This is a genomic window from Streptomyces sp. Q6, assembly GCF_036967205.1.
GTDB classification, from domain to species: Bacteria; Actinomycetota; Actinomycetes; order Streptomycetales; family Streptomycetaceae; genus Streptomyces; species Streptomyces citrinus.
Window position 1 is genome coordinate 4886131 of record NZ_CP146022.1, and the last position, 15563, is coordinate 4901693.

14 protein-coding genes and 1 tRNA gene are annotated in these 15563 nt (G+C 72.3%); 12 read left to right on the plus strand and 3 right to left on the minus strand.

What is annotated here, in order from left to right; translation table 11 throughout:
• Window positions 1-12: 12 nt before the first annotated feature.
• The 6 genes from moaC (at window position 13) to V2W30_RS22980 (ending at window position 5377) form a co-directional block, all read left to right on the plus strand.
• Window positions 13-504, plus strand: a complete 492-nt coding sequence (gene moaC, locus V2W30_RS22955) for a cyclic pyranopterin monophosphate synthase MoaC (protein WP_338699289.1) — start codon at window positions 13-15, stop codon at window positions 502-504.
• On the plus strand, window positions 501-1013 hold the full coding sequence (locus tag V2W30_RS22960; RefSeq protein ID WP_338699291.1) for a MogA/MoaB family molybdenum cofactor biosynthesis protein: 513 nt from the start codon (window positions 501-503) through the stop codon (window positions 1011-1013). The genes moaC and V2W30_RS22960 overlap by 4 nt, the downstream gene beginning before the upstream one ends.
• Window positions 1010-1678, plus strand: a complete 669-nt coding sequence (locus V2W30_RS22965) for a GNAT family protein (protein ID WP_338703729.1) — start codon at window positions 1010-1012, stop codon at window positions 1676-1678. The genes V2W30_RS22960 and V2W30_RS22965 overlap by 4 nt, the downstream gene beginning before the upstream one ends.
• 172 nt (window positions 1679-1850) lie before the next feature.
• Entirely contained in the window at window positions 1851-3059 is a 1209-nt protein-coding gene (glpR, locus tag V2W30_RS22970) for a gephyrin-like molybdotransferase receptor GlpR (protein WP_338699293.1), read from the plus strand.
• A gap of 97 nt (window positions 3060-3156) precedes the next feature.
• Window positions 3157-3230, plus strand: a tRNA-Ala gene (locus V2W30_RS22975).
• Between the two features lie 134 nt (window positions 3231-3364).
• Window positions 3365-5377, plus strand: coding sequence for a S9 family peptidase (locus tag V2W30_RS22980; RefSeq protein WP_338699295.1), 2013 nt, complete (start codon window positions 3365-3367; stop codon window positions 5375-5377).
• Between the two features lies 1 nt (window position 5378).
• On the opposite strand, the gene V2W30_RS22985 is transcribed toward V2W30_RS22980, so the two are convergent.
• On the minus strand, window positions 5379-5891 hold the full coding sequence (locus V2W30_RS22985) for a GNAT family N-acetyltransferase (RefSeq protein WP_338699297.1): 513 nt from the start codon (window positions 5889-5891) through the stop codon (window positions 5379-5381).
• A 64-nt stretch (window positions 5892-5955) separates the two neighbouring features.
• On the opposite strand from V2W30_RS22985, the gene xth reads away from it, so the two are divergent.
• The gene (gene xth / locus V2W30_RS22990) at window positions 5956-6780 is read left to right on the plus strand and encodes an exodeoxyribonuclease III (RefSeq protein ID WP_338699299.1); all 825 of its coding nucleotides are present in this window, start codon (window positions 5956-5958) and stop codon (window positions 6778-6780) included.
• A gap of 18 nt (window positions 6781-6798) precedes the next feature.
• On the opposite strand, the gene V2W30_RS22995 is transcribed toward xth, so the two are convergent.
• Window positions 6799-7419, minus strand: a complete 621-nt coding sequence (locus tag V2W30_RS22995; protein WP_425244693.1) for a MerR family transcriptional regulator — start codon at window positions 7417-7419, stop codon at window positions 6799-6801.
• Between the two features lie 232 nt (window positions 7420-7651).
• Between V2W30_RS22995 and V2W30_RS23000 the strand changes: the two genes are divergently transcribed.
• From V2W30_RS23000 to V2W30_RS23015, 4 genes are all read left to right on the plus strand, one after another.
• Window positions 7652-9193, plus strand: a complete 1542-nt coding sequence (locus V2W30_RS23000; RefSeq protein ID WP_338699303.1) for an NAD(P)/FAD-dependent oxidoreductase — start codon at window positions 7652-7654, stop codon at window positions 9191-9193.
• Window positions 9190-10125, plus strand: coding sequence for an alpha/beta hydrolase (locus tag V2W30_RS23005; RefSeq protein ID WP_338699304.1), 936 nt, complete (start codon window positions 9190-9192; stop codon window positions 10123-10125). The genes V2W30_RS23000 and V2W30_RS23005 overlap by 4 nt, the downstream gene beginning before the upstream one ends.
• Entirely contained in the window at window positions 10122-10997 is an 876-nt protein-coding gene (locus V2W30_RS23010; RefSeq protein ID WP_338699305.1) for an SDR family oxidoreductase, read from the plus strand. Before V2W30_RS23005 ends, V2W30_RS23010 begins: the two co-directional genes overlap by 4 nt.
• Before the next feature lie 124 nt (window positions 10998-11121).
• Window positions 11122-11328, plus strand: a complete 207-nt coding sequence (locus V2W30_RS23015) for a hypothetical protein (RefSeq protein ID WP_338699306.1) — start codon at window positions 11122-11124, stop codon at window positions 11326-11328.
• Window positions 11329-11421: 93 nt separating this feature from the next.
• Here V2W30_RS23015 and V2W30_RS23020 read toward each other — a convergent pair whose 3' ends face one another.
• Window positions 11422-14772 carry a S41 family peptidase gene (locus V2W30_RS23020; RefSeq protein WP_338703730.1) on the minus strand — a complete coding sequence of 1117 codons (3351 nt, stop codon included), beginning with the start codon at window positions 14770-14772 and terminating at the stop codon, window positions 11422-11424.
• A 176-nt stretch (window positions 14773-14948) separates the two neighbouring features.
• Here V2W30_RS23020 and V2W30_RS23025 point away from each other — a divergent pair, with 176 nt between their 5' ends.
• Window positions 14949-15536, plus strand: a complete 588-nt coding sequence (locus V2W30_RS23025) for a TetR/AcrR family transcriptional regulator (RefSeq protein ID WP_338703731.1) — start codon at window positions 14949-14951, stop codon at window positions 15534-15536.
• Window positions 15537-15563: the final 27 nt, after the last annotated feature.

Here is a 15563-nt window from a genome sequence, read left to right on the forward strand (position 1 = left end):
CGCCACAGCACCATGAGCACTTCTCAGGACCGACTCACGCACATCGACGAGGCGGGCGCCGCCCGCATGGTCGACGTGTCGGAGAAGGACGTCACCGCGCGCACCGCCCGCGCCAGCGGCCGCGTCCTCGTCTCGCCCCGGGTGGTGGAGCTGCTGCGGGGCGAGGGCGTCCCGAAGGGCGACGCCCTCGCGACGGCGCGCATCGCCGGGATCATGGGCGCCAAGCGCACGCCCGACCTGATCCCGCTGTGCCATCCGCTCGCGGTGTCGGGCGTGAAGCTCGACCTGTCCGTGGCCGACGACGCGGTGGAGATCCTGGCCACCGTGAGGACGACGGACCGTACGGGCGTCGAGATGGAGGCCCTCACCGCGGTGTCGGTCGCCGCGCTCACGGTCGTCGACATGGTCAAGGCGGTGGACAAGGGCGCGGTCATCACGGACGTCCGCGTCGAGGAGAAGACCGGGGGAAAGTCCGGCCACTGGACCCGCGGAGCAGGCGCATGACCGAGCCGTACCGCGCCCTCGTCGTCACCGCCTCCAACCGGGCCGCCGCCGGGGTCTACGAGGACAAGGGCGGCCCCCTGGTCGCCGCGGGACTCGAAGCGATGGGCTTCCAGGTGGAGGGCCCCCAGGTCGTGCCGGACGGCGATCCGGTCGAGGCCGCCCTGCGGGCCGCAGCCGAGGCGGCGTACGACGTCGTCGTCACCACCGGCGGCACCGGCATCTCGCCGACCGACCGGACCCCCGAGGCGACGGCCCGCGTCGTCGACTTCGAGGTGCCCGGCATCCCCGAGGCGATCCGCGCGTACGGCCGGCAGAAGGTGCCGACCGCGGCGCTCTCCCGTGGCCTCGCGGGGGTCGCCGGGCGCACACTGATCGTGAACCTGCCGGGTTCGAGCGGAGGCGTGAAGGACGGGCTCGCCGTCCTGGAGCCCCTGCTGGTCCACGCCGTCGACCAGCTCCGCGGCGGCGACCACCCCAGACCCGATGCCCACGCCGGGGGTGCCCACTGAACAGCCCGTCCTGGCCCGTCGTCCTGGCGGAGGGCGATGTCGTCCTGCGCCCCATAAAGCTGCGCGACCAGCACGCCTGGCGCGAGGTGAACCGGCGCAACCGCGACTGGCTGCGCCCCTGGGAGGCGACCATCCCGCCGCCCACGCCGAGCGGCCCGATCACGCACCGACCGACCTACCGCCAGATGGTCCGCCACCTCCGCGCGGAGGCCAACGCGGGCCGGATGCTGCCCTTCGTCATCGAGTACCAGGGGCGCTTGGTCGGGCAGTTGACCGTCGCCGGGATCACCTGGGGGTCGATGTGCTCGGGGCACGTCGGCTACTGGGTCGACCAGTCGGTCGCCGGGCGCGGAGTGATGCCGACCTCCGTCGCGCTCGCCGTCGACCACTGCTTCCGCACCGTGGGCCTGCACCGCATCGAGGTCTGCATTCGGCCGGAGAACGGGCCGAGCCGCAGGGTCGTGGAGAAACTCGGATTCCGCGAGGAGGGGCTGCGTCCACGGTATCTCCACATCGACGGCGCCTGGCGTGATCATCTCGTCTTCGCGCTCACCGCCGAGGAGGTCCCGGAGGGCATCCTCAAGCGCTGGCGGCGCCGGTGGCGCGGCAACACCGCAGGTCCGGGCGCACCGAGCGCGGCCGATCCCGGAGCTCCCTCGAAATAAAATAAATGTTCGATATTGATCGGCCGGGGACCGCACGGGCCATTAAATTCCCGTCCCGGTCGGACAGTTGATCGCATCAGTCACAAAAAAAGTTCGGAATATCAGCCAGATCGTGCGACACACCGGCCCAATTGGCGGATGGCCTCACGCAAACCCCTCTACGGTGTGAGGCGTGAGCAGCAGCGGCCTCATCTACGCAGTCATCGTCGGGGCCTGGGCCGCCTACTTGGTGCCGATGTGGCTCCGTAGGCAGGACGAGCTGAACGAAGCCCGTCCGACGGAACGCTTCAGCACCGCCATCCGGCTCCTCTCCGGTCGGGCGGGCATGGAGCGCCGATACGCCAAGGACCTGCAAGCGCGCACGCCCGGGACGGACGAGCGGAGCGGCGACCCGGCCGACCCGGACGCGATCACCGACGCGGTGGACGTCCGGGCCTTCGTCACGTCCCCGGCCACCGAACGCCGTCACCCGGAGCCCGCACGGGAGCTCGTACGCGAAGCCGTACGCGAATCCCCGCGCGAGCCGGAGCGGGAGCCCGCGCGCGAACCGGCGCCCGAGCCCGTCGCCCCGCCCCGGCAGACGCCCAAGCCGCGCCCCACGAGCGCCGCCTCCGCCGAGGCGCTGGCACGCGCCCGCCGGACCAAGGTGCTCGCCCGCCGTCGCCGTACGACCGTGCTGCTCTTCGCCGCCTTCACCATCGGCGCCGTCGTCGCCGGGGTCGGCGGCGTCTCCTTCCTCTGGGCGCCCGCCGCGCCCGCCCTCCTGCTCAGCGCGTACATCGTCTATCTGCGCGCCCAGGAGCGACGCCGCTTCGCCTACGTCATGGACCGCCGCCGCGCCGAGATCGCCGCGCAGCGGCTGCGCGAGCGCCAGCCCCGCAGGCGCCAGCCGGCCACCCACCGCGCCGAGGTCGAGTACGCCGACAACGCGGAGGAAGGACCAGGCGCCGAGCCGGCCACCGACCCCGGGCTCGAAGCGCTCGCCGCCGACCGGCGCGCGCTCGTCGAGCAGACCGATCACGCGGAGTGGGTCGACCAGCAGCGCGAGCGCCAGCGCCGTCCGGGCCCCGGCGACAGCTGGGACCCGGTGCCCGTCCCGCTGCCCACGTACGTGACCGCGCCCGTCGCCCCGCGCGCCGGTGGCGGCATCGACTACGGCGCCCCGGAGACCTGGAGTTCGGCCCGGTCCTCCGCCGCCGAGCAGGCGGCCCCCGAGCCGCAGCCGCAGGAGGACGAGCAGGCCACGGCCGACGGCGGCCGCAGCGACGCCCGCCGCGCCGCCTCCGCACGCCGCTCCCGCGAGCGCGGCCGCACGCCCCTCTTCGACCAGTACGACAACGGCGCCGGCGCCGACGGCCGGCCGCGCGCCGCCAACGAGTAGGGCTCCCCGCCTCGGGCTGACCAGCTCGGGAACGGATTTCCAAGCACCCGGATCGGGGTGCTAGAGTTTCACTCGTTGCAAGGGCCGAACGGCCCGAGGGCCTGTGGCGCAGTCTGGTAGCGCACCTCGTTCGCATCGAGGGGGTCTGGGGTTCAAATCCCCACAGGTCCACTGCAACGCCGAACGCGATTCAACTCGTGGACGGCAGACGGGATCCCGTCCGATCGAAAGATCGGGCGGGATCTCTGCGTTGGTGGCCCGTTCGACGGTGGCCCCCGCGCCCACGGCGCGCGAGAATCGCCCGCATGTCTGAGTCCTTCGGTGGCACAGCCACCTTTCGCGACCTTTCCGCCTTCGTCGCCCGGCCTCGCCTCAACTCCCTTGCCCTGTCCGCCGACGGCAGCCGGCTCGTCGCCGCCGTGCAGAGCCTGTCGAAGGACGGGACGCGGTACGTGTCCGGCCTGTGGGAGATCGACCCGGCCGGAGAGCGTGACGCGCTGCGGCTGACCCGCTCGGGCAAGGGGGAGTCCGCGCCCGCGTTCGGCCCGGACGGCACCCTGTACTTCCTGTCCGGCCGGGCCGCGGACAGCGACGGCGACGAGGACGAGGGCACCGCGCTCTGGGCGCTGCCCCCGCGCGGCGAGGCCGCCGTCGTGGCCGGGCACCCCGGCGGGATCACCGCGTTCACCGTCGCCAGGGACTCCGGCGCGCTCTGCCACACCGCCGGGCTGCTGCCCGGGGCCGCCGACGCGGAGGCGCACGGCAAGCTCCGTACGGCACGCAAGGACGCCAAGGTCACCGCGATCCTGTACGAGAGCGGGCCGACCCGCGCCTGGGACCACGACCTCGGCCCCGAGGAGCCGCACACCTTCGTCCGGGCCGGTGCCGACGCGGAGCCGGTCGACGTCGGCGGGCAGGGGGTGGGTCTGGAGGATCCGGGGGACGCGGCGCTGTCGCCGGACGGCACCCGGGTCGCGTACCGCAGGTTCGTACCCGGGCGGGTCCCGGACGAGAACCGCAGCGCCGTGGTGGTCGCCGACGCGGTGAGCGGTGCCGAGATCCAGGTCGTCGCCGACGTCGAGCACCTCTACGAGGCGCCGCGGTTCACACGGGACGGCTCGGCCGTCGTGTGCTGCCGGATGCGCTACCCGACGTACGACGTGCCCTGGGACGCGACCCTCGTACGGATCGACCTGGCCGACGGGTCGGTGCGGGACCTGCTGCCCGGGTTCGACAACTGGCCCGGTGGCGTGGTCTGTTCGCCGGTCGACGACACGCTCTTCTTCACGGCCGACGAGCAGGGCCACGCGCCCGTCTTCCGGCGCGACCCCGACGGCGGCGTCACACGGCTCACCGCGTCGGGCGCGTACGGGTCCCTGTCCGTGGCCCCCGACGGGCGGACGCTCTACGCCCTGCGCAACGCGGTCGACTCCCCGCCGAGGCCCGTCCGCATCGACGCCGGGCGTGCCGACCAGACGCCCGTCGAACTGCCGGCGCCCGGCGACCTCGGGGCGCTGCCGGGCACGCTCACCGAGGTGCACGCGGAGGCGGACGACGGGTTCGCGCTGCGCGGCTGGCTCGTGCTGCCCGAGGGCGCGTCCGCCGAGCGGCCCGCGCCGCTGCTCGTCGCCGTCCACGGCGGACCGCACGGCACCTGGAACGGCTGGAACTGGCGGTGGAGCCCCTGGCCGTTCGCCGCCCGCGGCTATGCGGTGCTGCTGCCCGATCCCGCCCTGTCGACCGGCTACGGGCAGGTCAACCACGAGCGGGGCTGGGGGCAGTGGGGCGGACGCCCCTACACGGACGTGATCGCGCTGGCCGACGCCACCGAGGCGCGGGACGACATCGACGCCGGGCGCACGGCGCTCGCGGGCGGCTCGTACGGCGGGTACATGGCCAACCGGGTCGCCACGCGGACCGACCGGTTCAAGGCGATCGTGAGCCACGCGGGGCTGTGGGACCTGCGGATGTTCCAGGGCGACACCGATGTCCCCTGGTACTTCCAGCGGATCTTCGGCGACCCGCTGACCCGCCCCGACCGGTACGAGGCCGACTCGCCGCACCTGGACGTCGCGAGGATCCGCACCCCGATGCTGATCATCCACGGGGCGAAGGACTACCGCGTGCCCGTCGGGCAGGGTGCCGCCCTCTTCCAGGAACTCCAGCGGCACGGAGTCCCCGCGCGGTACCTGTACTTCCCGGACGAGAACCACTGGGTCCTGAAGCCCCATCACGCCCGGCTCTGGTACGAGACGTTCCTGGGCTTCCTCGACCACCATGTCCTCGGCGCCGAGTGGCAGCGCCCCGACCTGCTGTGACTCAGTCCTGGAGCGGCTTCGCGTAGCAGCGGCTCAGCTCGTCGAAGCGGTAGTGGCCGAACTTCGGGCAGGGTTCGTAGCCGCTCGACGTGTAGAGGGCGATCGCCTCGGGCTGCTTGGTGCCCGTCTCCAGGACCATGCGCAGCCGGCCCGCCGCCCTCGCGTCCTCCTCCAGCGCCGCGAGGATCCGGCGGGCCAGGCCCAGGCCGCGCGCCTCGGGGGTGACGTACATGCGCTTGAGCTCGGCGTCGCCGTCCGCGTACGCCTCCTCGTTCGCGTCCTGGGTGCGCCAGCCGCCCGTCGCGAGCGGGGTGCCGTGCTCGTCGTACGCGATCAGGTAGAGGCCGTGCGGCGCGTCGAACATCGTCGGGTCGAGGGGGGTGACGTCGCCCTCGTCCCCGTACCGCTCCGCGTACTCGAGCTGGACCCGGTCGTTCAGGGCGATCGCGTCGGGGTGGCCGAAGGAGACGGGGCGCAGGGTGATCGCCGTGGCGGGCGCGGACTGAATGGTCATGCGTTTCATCGTATCTCTATGCCGGGGGAGTGTCGCCTGGTTTGTGATGCGGTCGACCGTTCCAGTGTGCCGGTACCGTTGCCGGGTGCTGACTGTGACCTCTGTGAACGTGAACGGGCTGCGGGCCGCCGCGAAGAAGGGCTTCGTGGAGTGGCTCGCCGAGACCTCCGCCGACGTCCTGTGCCTCCAGGAGGTGCGGGCGGAACCCCACCAGCTGCCCGACGAGGTGCGCGAGCCCGAGGGCTGGCACGTCGTGCACGCCCCGGCCGGCGCCAAGGGGCGGGCCGGTGTCTCGCTCTACACGCGGCGCGAGCCGGAGCGGGTGCAGGTCGGTTTCGGTTCGGCCGAGTTCGACGGCAGTGGCCGCTACGTGGAGGTCGACCTGCCCGGCGTCGTCGTCGCCTCCCTCTACCTGCCCTCCGGCGAGGTCGGGACCGAGCGGCAGGACGAGAAGATCCGGTTCATGGGGGAGTTCCTCGGCTACCTGAAGGAGCTGCGGGGACGGGCCGCCGCCGAGGGCCGTGAGGTCCTCGTGTGCGGCGACTGGAACATCGCCCACCAGGAGGCCGACCTCAAGAACTGGAAGGGCAACAAGAAGAACTCCGGGTTCCTGCCGGAGGAGCGGGAGTGGCTGAGCCGGGTCTTCGACGCGACGGACGGCGGCTACGTCGACGTCGTGCGGTCGCTGCACCCGGACGTCGAGGGGCCGTACTCGTGGTGGTCGTACCGGGGGCGGGCCTTCGACAACGACACGGGATGGCGCATCGACCTCGCGGTGTCGACCCCGGGGCTGGCCGCCAAGGCGCGCAAGGCCTATGTCGAGCGGGCCGCGACGCACGCCGAGCGCTGGTCGGACCACGCGCCGGTGACCGTGGTCTTCGACCGGTAGGAGGGCGGCGGCCGGGGGCTACCCCGGTGCGTTGAGTTTGCGGTCCAGGGCCATCGAGAGTTCCGCCTCCACCACCGACTTGGCGAGCGGGCGCAGGCGTTGGACGTCCTTGTCGGTGCCGTGGGCGAGAACCAGGTCGACGAAGAGGTCGGCCAGGGACTCGGCGTGGTCGCGTACGCGCCAGGCGGCCGCGAGGACCTCCGAGAGGGGGATGCCCTCGCGGACCAGGGCCGCGGAGACGTCGAGCAGGCGGCGGCTGATGTGCACGATCTCCTCGCCGTCGGTGCCCAGGTAGCCGAGGTCCAGGGCGGCCTGGAGGTTCTCGGGGGTGACGTCGTCGGCGAAGTGGTCGGCGAGTTCGGCGGCGGAGAGGCGGACCGGGACCTCTTCGGTGGGCTCGCCCACGCCGAGGAGTTCGCCGACGTCGCGGCCGCGGTCGAAGGCCTCGGAGAGTTCGGCGATGCCGGTGAGGGTGTGGCCGCGGTCGAGGAGCGCGGCGATCGTGTGGAGGCGGGCCAGGTGCGTCTCGTCGTACCAGGCGATCCGGCCCTCGCGGCGCGGGGGCTTGATGAGGCCGCGTTCGCGGTAGAAGCGCACGGTACGGACCGTGATGCCGGCCGCCTTCGCCAGTTCCGCCATGCGGTACTCGCGCTTGTCGCCGGGTTGCGTCACTTCTTTCGCCACGTGGCGAGCCTATGACACGTACGGCGGACCGCAGGGTCCCCTGGTGGGGGCGGGGGCCGGGCGACGGGCGGATGTACCGACGGTAACTTTCCTCCGCCCGCCCCCTACCCATCGGTAGGGAGCTGCTCTACGCTCCGAATTGCGCCAGTGTTCACTGGCAGGGTCGTGCGGCAAGGGAGGCGCCGGGATGGGCAGCGACGAGCGCGGGCATGAGCACGTACGGGTGGCGGTGATCGGTTCCGGCTTCGGCGGGCTCGGCGCGGCGGTCCGGCTGCGCCGCGAGGGCATCACCGACTTCGTGGTCCTGGAGCGGGCCGACGCGGTGGGCGGGACCTGGCGCGACAACAGCTACCCGGGGTGCGCGTGCGACGTGCCCTCGCATCTGTACTCGTTCTCGTTCGCGCCGAACCCGGACTGGCCGCGCACCTTCTCCGGGCAGGAGCGCATCCGCGAGTACCTGGAGCATGTCGCCGACACCTTCCGGCTGCGGCCGCACATCCGCTTCAACTGCGAAGTGACACAGGCGCGTTGGGACAGCGAGAAGCTGTGGTGGGAGGTCGAGACGACCGGCGGGACGTTCACCGCCGACGTGGTCGTCTCCGCGACCGGTCCGCTGTCCGACCCGAAGACGCCGGACATCGAGGGGCTCGACACGTTCCCCGGCAAGGTGTTCCACTCCGCGCGCTGGGACCACGACTACGACCTGCGGGGCAAGCGCGTCGCCATGATCGGGACCGGCGCCTCGGCCATCCAGATCGTGCCCGCGATCCAGAAGGAGGTCGGCTCCCTCACGCTGTTCCAGCGCACGCCGCCGTGGGTCATGCCGCGCGCCGACCGGAGCATCACCAGGGCCGAGCGCTGGGTGCACCGGCAGCTGCCCTTCACCACGCAGGCGCGGCGCGGACTCCTGTGGGGCATCAGGGAGTTGCAGGTCCAGGCGTTCACCAAGCGGCCCAACGAACTGGGCGTCGTCGAGCAGCTCGCCAAGCGGAACATGTACCGGGCGATCAAGGACCCGGCGACGCGTGCCGCGCTGACCCCCGACTACCGGATCGGCTGCAAGCGGATCCTGCTGTCCAACACGTACTATCCGGCGCTCGCCCAGCCGAACGTGGCCCTGGTGGCGTCCGGTCTGAAGGAGGTCCGCGGCAACACGCTGGTGGCGTCCGACGGGACCGAGGCCGAGGTCGACGCGATCATCTTCGGCACCGGGTTCCACGTCACCGACATGCCGATCGCGGACCGGGTCGTCGGCGCCGACGGGCAGACGCTGATGCAGTCGTGGAAGGACGGCATGAAGGCGCTGCGCGGCGCGACGGCCAGCGGCTTCCCGAACTTCATGACGGTCATCGGGCCCAACACCGGTCTCGGCAACTCCTCGATGATCCTGATGATCGAGGCTCAGCTGAACTATCTCGCCGACTACATGCGGCAGTTGGACGTGCTCGGCGGCCGTGTCGCGCTCGACCCGCGCGAGACCGCCGTCACCGGCTGGAACAACCGCGTCCAGGACCGGATGAAGCGCACCGTGTGGAACACCGGCGGCTGCACCAGCTGGTACCTCGACGCGAACGGCGTGAACACCACCGTCTGGCCGGGCACCACGACCGAGTTCCGGCAGGCCACGCGCCATGTGGACGTGGGGGAGTACGAGGTGGTGCGGGCGGCCGCGCCCGAGCCGCGTCCCCGCACCCAGGCGCGTACGAAGAAGAAGGCGGGTGCCGCGTGAGCCGGCTGACGCGGGTGGCGGGCGGGCCGTACGAGCCTCCGGTCGCCGCACGGGAACTGACCGTGGCCTCGGCGGACGGGGCACGGCTGCATGTCGAGGTGCACGGCCCCGAGGACGCCCCGGCCGTGGTCCTCGCGCACGGGTGGACCTGCTCGACCGCCTTCTGGGCGGCGCAGGTCCGCGCCCTCGCCACCGATCACCGCGTGGTGGTGTACGACCAGCGCGGGCACGGGCGCTCGCCCGCCGCCACCCAACTCCCGTACACCACGGACATGTTGGCCGATGACCTGGAGGCCGTGCTCGGTGCCGTGCTGGAGCCCGGCGAGCGGGCCGTGCTCGGCGGGCACTCCATGGGCGGGATGACGATGATGGCGGCGGCGGGGCGCCCGCGCTTCCAGGAGCACGCGGCGGCCGTGCTGCTGTGCAGCACCGGCAGCTCGGCGCTGGTCGCCGAGGCGACCGTCGTGCCGCTGCTCCGCGCGAGCGCGCTGCGCACCCGTCTGACGCGGTCGGTGCTCGGCTCGAAGGCGCCGCTCGGCCCGGTCACTCCCGTCGCGAAGCGGGTTCTCAAGTACGCGACCATGGGCCCGGGGTCGTCCCCGGAGAAGGTCGACGCGTGCGCCCGGATCGTGCACGCCTGCCCGCGCGGGGTCCGGTACGGATGGTCGCACGTACTGGAGAGGCTCCAACTCGACGCGGGTGTCGAGGCGTTGACGATGCCCGTCGCCGTGCTCGGTGGGACCGTGGACCGGCTCACGCCGATCGTGCACGCCCGGCGGATCGCCGCCGCGCTGCCGAACTGTGTGGGCCTGACCGAGCTGGCGGGGCTCGGTCACATGACGCCGATCGAGGCGCCCGAAGCGGTCACCGCGACGATCCGTGAACTGTCCGACGCGTACGTGAAGTCTCAGAAGGGGGCGGATGCCGCATGAGCAGGGTCAGTCTGGAAGGTCAGGTCGCGGTCGTCACGGGCGCGGCGCGCGGGGTGGGCGAACTGCTCGCCCGCAAGCTGTCGGCGCGCGGCGCCAAGATCGCGCTGGTCGGCCTGGAGCCGGACGAGCTGAAGCAGGTCGCCGGGCGGCTGCACGCCGACGCCGACTGGTGGCACGCCGATGTCACGGACCACGAGGCGATGGCGCAGGTCGCGCGGGAGGTGAAGGAGCGGTTCGGGAAGGTCGACATCGTCGTCGCGAACGCGGGCGTCGCGAGCGGCGGGCCCTTCGTGGACTCCGATCCCGTGGCCTGGCGCCGGGTCATCGAGGTGAACCTGATCGGTTCCGCGGTCACCGCCCGCGCCTTCCTCCCCGTACTCATGGAGTCGCGCGGCTATCTGTTGCAGATCGCGTCGCTCGCCGCGATCACGCCCGCGCCCATGATGACCGCGTACTGCGCGTCGAAGTCGGGTGTCGAGGCGTACGCGCACAGCCTGCGCGCCGAGGTCGGTTACAAGGGGGTGCGGGTCGGCGTCGGGTACCTGTCGTGGACCGACACCGACATGGTGCGCGGCGCCGACCAGGACGACGTGATGCGCGAGCTGCGCCAGCGGCTGCCGTGGCCGTCGAACAAGACGTATCCGCTGGGTCCGGCCGTCGACCGGATCGTGGCCGGCATCGAGCGCCGCCAGTCGCATGTGTACGCGCAGTGGTGGCTGCGCGGCATGCAGGGGATCCGCGGGTACCTGCCCGGGGTGATCGGGGCGGTCGGGCAGCGCGAGATGCGGCGGTTCGAGCCGCGGCTCGGGTCCGTGTCGAAGGGCCTTGTGGGCGCCGGCGGGTCGGCGGACGAGAGCGCTCGACTGCGCTGACCTGCGGTTCTGTCGTCCCTGGGTGTGCGGTGCACGGACGGTCATTGATCGAAATGCGCCGTATGTCCGAGCGTGTCAGGCTGGTCGAGGCCCGAACCCCTCACCCACTACAGGAGTGACCAGCATGGGCATCATGGACCAGTTCAAGGACAAGGGCGAAGAGCTCGCCAACAAGGCCAAGGAAGCCGCGAGCGGCGACAAGGGCCAGGCGAGCGACCGCGCGCAGCAGGCCAAGGACGAGGTCGGCGAGCGCGGCTCGCAGGCCAAGGACCAGGCGCAGCAGGCCGCCCAGGACGCGCAGGACAGGTTCGATCAGGGGCGCGACTCCTGACGCTGTCGTACGCGTTCGTCCGTCCTTCTCTTCCGTGATCGACCCCCGCCCGGCATTCCGGGCGGGGGTCGATCACGTGGCGCCCCGGGCCGGCTACCGGGGAGGCAGCTTGGGGCGGCGGCGGTCCGGGATGTCCGAGTAGTCCGGCGGGTTCAGGGCGCCCTGTTCCTTCAGCAGGTTCAGGGCGAGCTCCACCGCGTCGTCGAGCTGCGCGTGCCGGCCCTCCGCCCAGTCGAGGGGGGTGCGCAGGACCTCGATGTCGGGGTCGACGCCCCGGTTCTCGATGGACCAGCCGTACTCGGGGAACCAGGCCGCGTTCATCGGCACGGTGATCACCGTGCCGTCGCCGAGGGTGTGCCGTCCCGTCATGCCGACGACGCCGCCCCAGGTGCGCTGGCCGACGACCGGGCCGAGCGCGAGCAGCTTGAAGGCGGCGGTGATCATGTCGCCGTCGGAGGAGGTCGCCTCGTCGGCCAGCGCGACCACCGGGCCCCGGGGGGCGTTCGACGCGTACGACACCGCCTGCGCGTCCCGGGTCAGGTCCCAGCCGATGATCTTCCGGGTCAGCTTCTCGATGACCAGCTCGCTGATGTGGCCGCCCGCGTTGCCCCGTACATCGACGATGAGGGCGGGCCGGGAGACCTCCATGCGCAGGTCGCGGTTGAACTGGGCCCAGCCGGAGCCGCCCATGTCGGGGATGTGCAGGTAGCCGCACTTGCCGTTGCTCAACTCCCGTACGACCGCGCGGCGTTTGGCGACCCAGTCCTGGTAGCGCAGCGGGCGCTCGTCGACCAGCGGGACCACGGCCACCCGGCGGGAGCGGCCTGCGCCGCCTGCCGGACGCGAGGGGCCCGGAGTGCCTTCCTCGGCAGGGTGGTCGGCGACGGTGCGGGTGAACGTCAGTTCCACGGTGGTGCCGCCGGCGCCCGCGAGCAGCGGGAAGGGGCCGGTGAGCGGGTCGACCGGGCGGCCGTCGACGTGGGTGAGGACCGCGCCCTCGCGGATGCCGGTGCCGGCCAGCGGGGAGCGGGCCTTGGAGTCGGACGAGTCGCCGGGCAGGATCCGCTGGAGGGTCCAAGCGCCGTCCCGGCAGACGAAGTTGGCGCCGAGCATGCCCTGGGCGCGCTGGTAGTGCGGCGGGCCCTCGTTGCGGCGGGCGGCGGAGACGTAGGCGTGCGAGGTGCCCAGTTCACCGAGGACCTCGCGCAGCAGATCGGCGAAGTCGTCGGGGGACGCGACTCGTTCGACGAGCGGGCGGTACTGGTCGAGGACCCCGTCCCAGTCGATGCCGCACATGTCGGGGGCCCAGAAGTAGGTGCGGATGATGCGGCCCGCCTCGTCGAAGGCGCCGCGCCATTCGGCGGGCGGGTCGGCCTCGTGGAGGATGCGGCGCAGGTCGATCCAGACCGTGGAGTCGTTGTCGCCGGCCTCGGTGGACGGCACCGACTGGAGGTCGCCCTCGTCGCCGACGACGAGCCGGGTGCCGTCCCCGCTGACCGCGAACCAGTCCATGTGGTCGACGAGTTGGGTCTTCTTGCCCTTGGCCAGGTCGAAGTGTTCGAGGGTCGGCTGGGAGGACGTGTCGGCCGGGTTGGCGAACGTCTCGCCGAGCGCGCCCGAGATCGGCCAGCGCAGCCAGACCAGACCGCCGCCGGCGACCGGGTGCATCGCCGAGTACTTGGAGGCGGCGACCGGGAACGGCACGACGCGGTTGGCCAGGCCCTCGATCTCCACGGTCGGCGTGCCGTCGCCGGTGTTCTCGCCCGGGTCGAGACCACCGGCCGCGGTGCGCCCGTCGGGCGAGAGCGCGAAGGGGGACGGGGTCGCCGACGACAGCGGTACGAGGTAGGGGCGGCAGCCCAGCGGGAAGGACAGGTCGCCGGTGTGCACGTCGTAGACCGGGTCGAAGCCGCGCCACGACAGGAAGGCGAGGTAGCGGCCGTCGCGGGTGAAGACCGGGTTCTCGTCCTCGAAGCGGCCGTTGGTGACGTCGACGATCGTGCGGTCCTTGATCCGGGCCATCTTGATCTGCCGCAGCGAACGCCCGATGCCGGGGTGGGCCCAGGTCAGCCAGGCGCCGTCCGGCGAGAAGGCGAGGTCGCGGACGGGCCCGTTCGTGGACCGGATCAGCTCGGTGACCTCGGTGACCTCGGTGACCTCGGTGACCTCGGTGACCTCGGTGACCTCGGCGTTCCCTTCCTGAGTCCCGGTCGCGTCGGCCGCGTCGTTCGTCTTCTCCGGCACGGTGAGCAGCAGGAGGCGCCCGTCGTTCGAGGCGATGGCGAGGCGCCCGCCGTCCGGGTCCGAGACCAGCTCCTGGACGCGGCCGAGCCCGCCCGAGGCGAGGCGGCGCGGCGGGCGGTCGCCGCTGGCGCGCGGCAGGTAGGCGATCTCGACGGCGTCCTCGCCCTCGGCGTCGGTGACGTACGCGACCTGCCCGCCGGAGCCGAGCATCTCGGGCAGCCGTACGCGGACGCCCGGGGTGTCGGTGATGGTGCGGGCCGGTCCGTCGCGGTGGGTCAGCCAGTACAGGCTGCCGCGCACGACGACCGCGCTGGCCCGGCCCGTCTCGTCGACGGAGAGCGAGTCGACGTGGTGGGCGGCCGGGACCTGGTACCCGCGCCGCCCGGTGCGCGGGCCGCCGAGCCGGACGCGCAGCTTGACCGGGCGTGAGTCGGGGGAGAGGTCGTCGAGGAGCCACAGCTCGCCCGCGCACTGGTAGACGACGCGGCTGCCGTCGGAGGAGGCGTGCCGGGCGTAGAAGGCGTCGTGGTCGGTGTGCCGGGTCAGGTCGGAGCCGTCGGGCAGGCACGAGTAGACGTTGCCGACGCCCTCGTGGTCGGAGAGGAACGCGATCCGCCCGCCGACGAACATCGGGGCGTCGAGGTGTCCGTCGAGATCGGCGAGGACGCGCTGCCCGTGCACCCACAGCCGGCCCTGCGCGCCGCCCCGGTAGCGCTTCCAGGCGGCCGGCTCGTGCGGGGGCTTGCCGGTCAGGAGCAGGGTGCGGCGCTCGCCGTCGATGTCGGCGATCTGGATGTCGGAGACCGGGCCCCAGGGGAGTTTGCCGCCGGGGGAGCCGTCGGTGGGGACGTCGTAGGCGAACGTGAAGTACGAGAACGGTTCGCCGTGCGAGGCGACGGCGAGGATGTGCCCGTCGGGCGACCAGCCGCGCACCTGGGTGTCGACGCTGCCCCAGTAGGTGAGGCGGCGGGCCGGGCCGCCGTCGACCGGTGCCAGGTGGATCTCCGGATCGAGGCTGCGCCAGGTCGTGTACGCGATGTGGCGGCCGTCGGGGGCGAAGCGGGGATGGCCGATCTTGGTGCGGTCGGCGGTGAGCCGCCAGGCGCGCGCCGAGCCGTCCAGGGGCGCCACCCAGAGATCGTCCTCCGCCACGAAACAGAGTCGCTCGCCGCTCAGGTGCGGGAATCGTAGGTAGGCCAGGGTCTCTGCGTCGTCGGTCACCTCCTCATGCTTTTCCGTCCCGGAGGGTCCGGCAACCCGGGCCGGGCGCCCCGTAGGGAGGACGTTGTGGCGCTCGCCACGTACGAAACGGTTTCGTTTCGTTAGGGCGCGGGGTATGTTCAGGGCGTACGACACGGAGAGGTCAGGTGATCACGATGACCGCGGAAGCGGCGACACGTCGCAGCCGGATCACGCCCGAGCGCGAGGCCGAGCTGTACGGGGCCGTGCTCGACCTGCTCCGTGAGGTCGGTTACGACGCCCTGACCATGGACGCCGTGGCCGCGAGGACCCGGGCCAGCAAGGCGACGCTCTACCGCCAGTGGGGCGGCAAGGCCGAGCTGGTCGTGAAGGCGCTGCACAGTCAGAAGCCGCAGTTCGACGAGATCGACACCGGCACCCTGCGCGGTGATCTGCACGCGATGGCCGTCCGCGACGACGACTGTCACATGGAGCAGAACAGCGCGCTGATGCGCGGCCTGATGGTGGCCGTGCACGCCAACCCCGATCTGCTCGCCGCCTTCAAGGAGTGGATCGTCGCCCCCGAGATGTCCGGTCTCGACCGGATGCTCCAGCGGGCGATCGACCGGGGCGAGATCCGGGCCGACAATCCGGCGCTCACCTATGTGATCCACATGCTCATCGGGGCGTTCGCCACCCGCACGCTCATCGACGAGCTGCCGCCGACCCGGGCCTACCTCACCTCGTACATCGACGCTGTGGTCCTCCCCGCCCTCAGCGCCTGATCCCTCGCCAGTACGCCGGTTCACCTG

Excerpts from the sequence above, each read along its gene's own strand:
- moaC (WP_338699289.1), top strand. The coding sequence starts at position 13 with ATGAGCACTTCTCAGGACCGACTCACGCACATCGACGAGGCGGGCGCC.
- V2W30_RS22960 (WP_338699291.1), top strand. The coding sequence starts at position 501 with ATGACCGAGCCGTACCGCGCCCTCGTCGTCACCGCCTCCAACCGGGCC.
- V2W30_RS22980 (WP_338699295.1), top strand. The coding sequence starts at position 3,365 with ATGTCTGAGTCCTTCGGTGGCACAGCCACCTTTCGCGACCTTTCCGCC.
- V2W30_RS22985 (WP_338699297.1), bottom strand. The coding sequence starts at position 5,891 with ATGACCATTCAGTCCGCGCCCGCCACGGCGATCACCCTGCGCCCCGTC.
- V2W30_RS22995 (WP_425244693.1), bottom strand. The coding sequence starts at position 7,419 with ATGGCGGAACTGGCGAAGGCGGCCGGCATCACGGTCCGTACCGTGCGC.
- V2W30_RS23000 (WP_338699303.1), top strand. The coding sequence starts at position 7,652 with ATGGGCAGCGACGAGCGCGGGCATGAGCACGTACGGGTGGCGGTGATC.
- V2W30_RS23010 (WP_338699305.1), top strand. The coding sequence starts at position 10,122 with ATGAGCAGGGTCAGTCTGGAAGGTCAGGTCGCGGTCGTCACGGGCGCG.
- V2W30_RS23015 (WP_338699306.1), top strand. The coding sequence starts at position 11,122 with ATGGGCATCATGGACCAGTTCAAGGACAAGGGCGAAGAGCTCGCCAAC.
- V2W30_RS23025 (WP_338703731.1), top strand. The coding sequence starts at position 14,949 with ATGACCGCGGAAGCGGCGACACGTCGCAGCCGGATCACGCCCGAGCGC.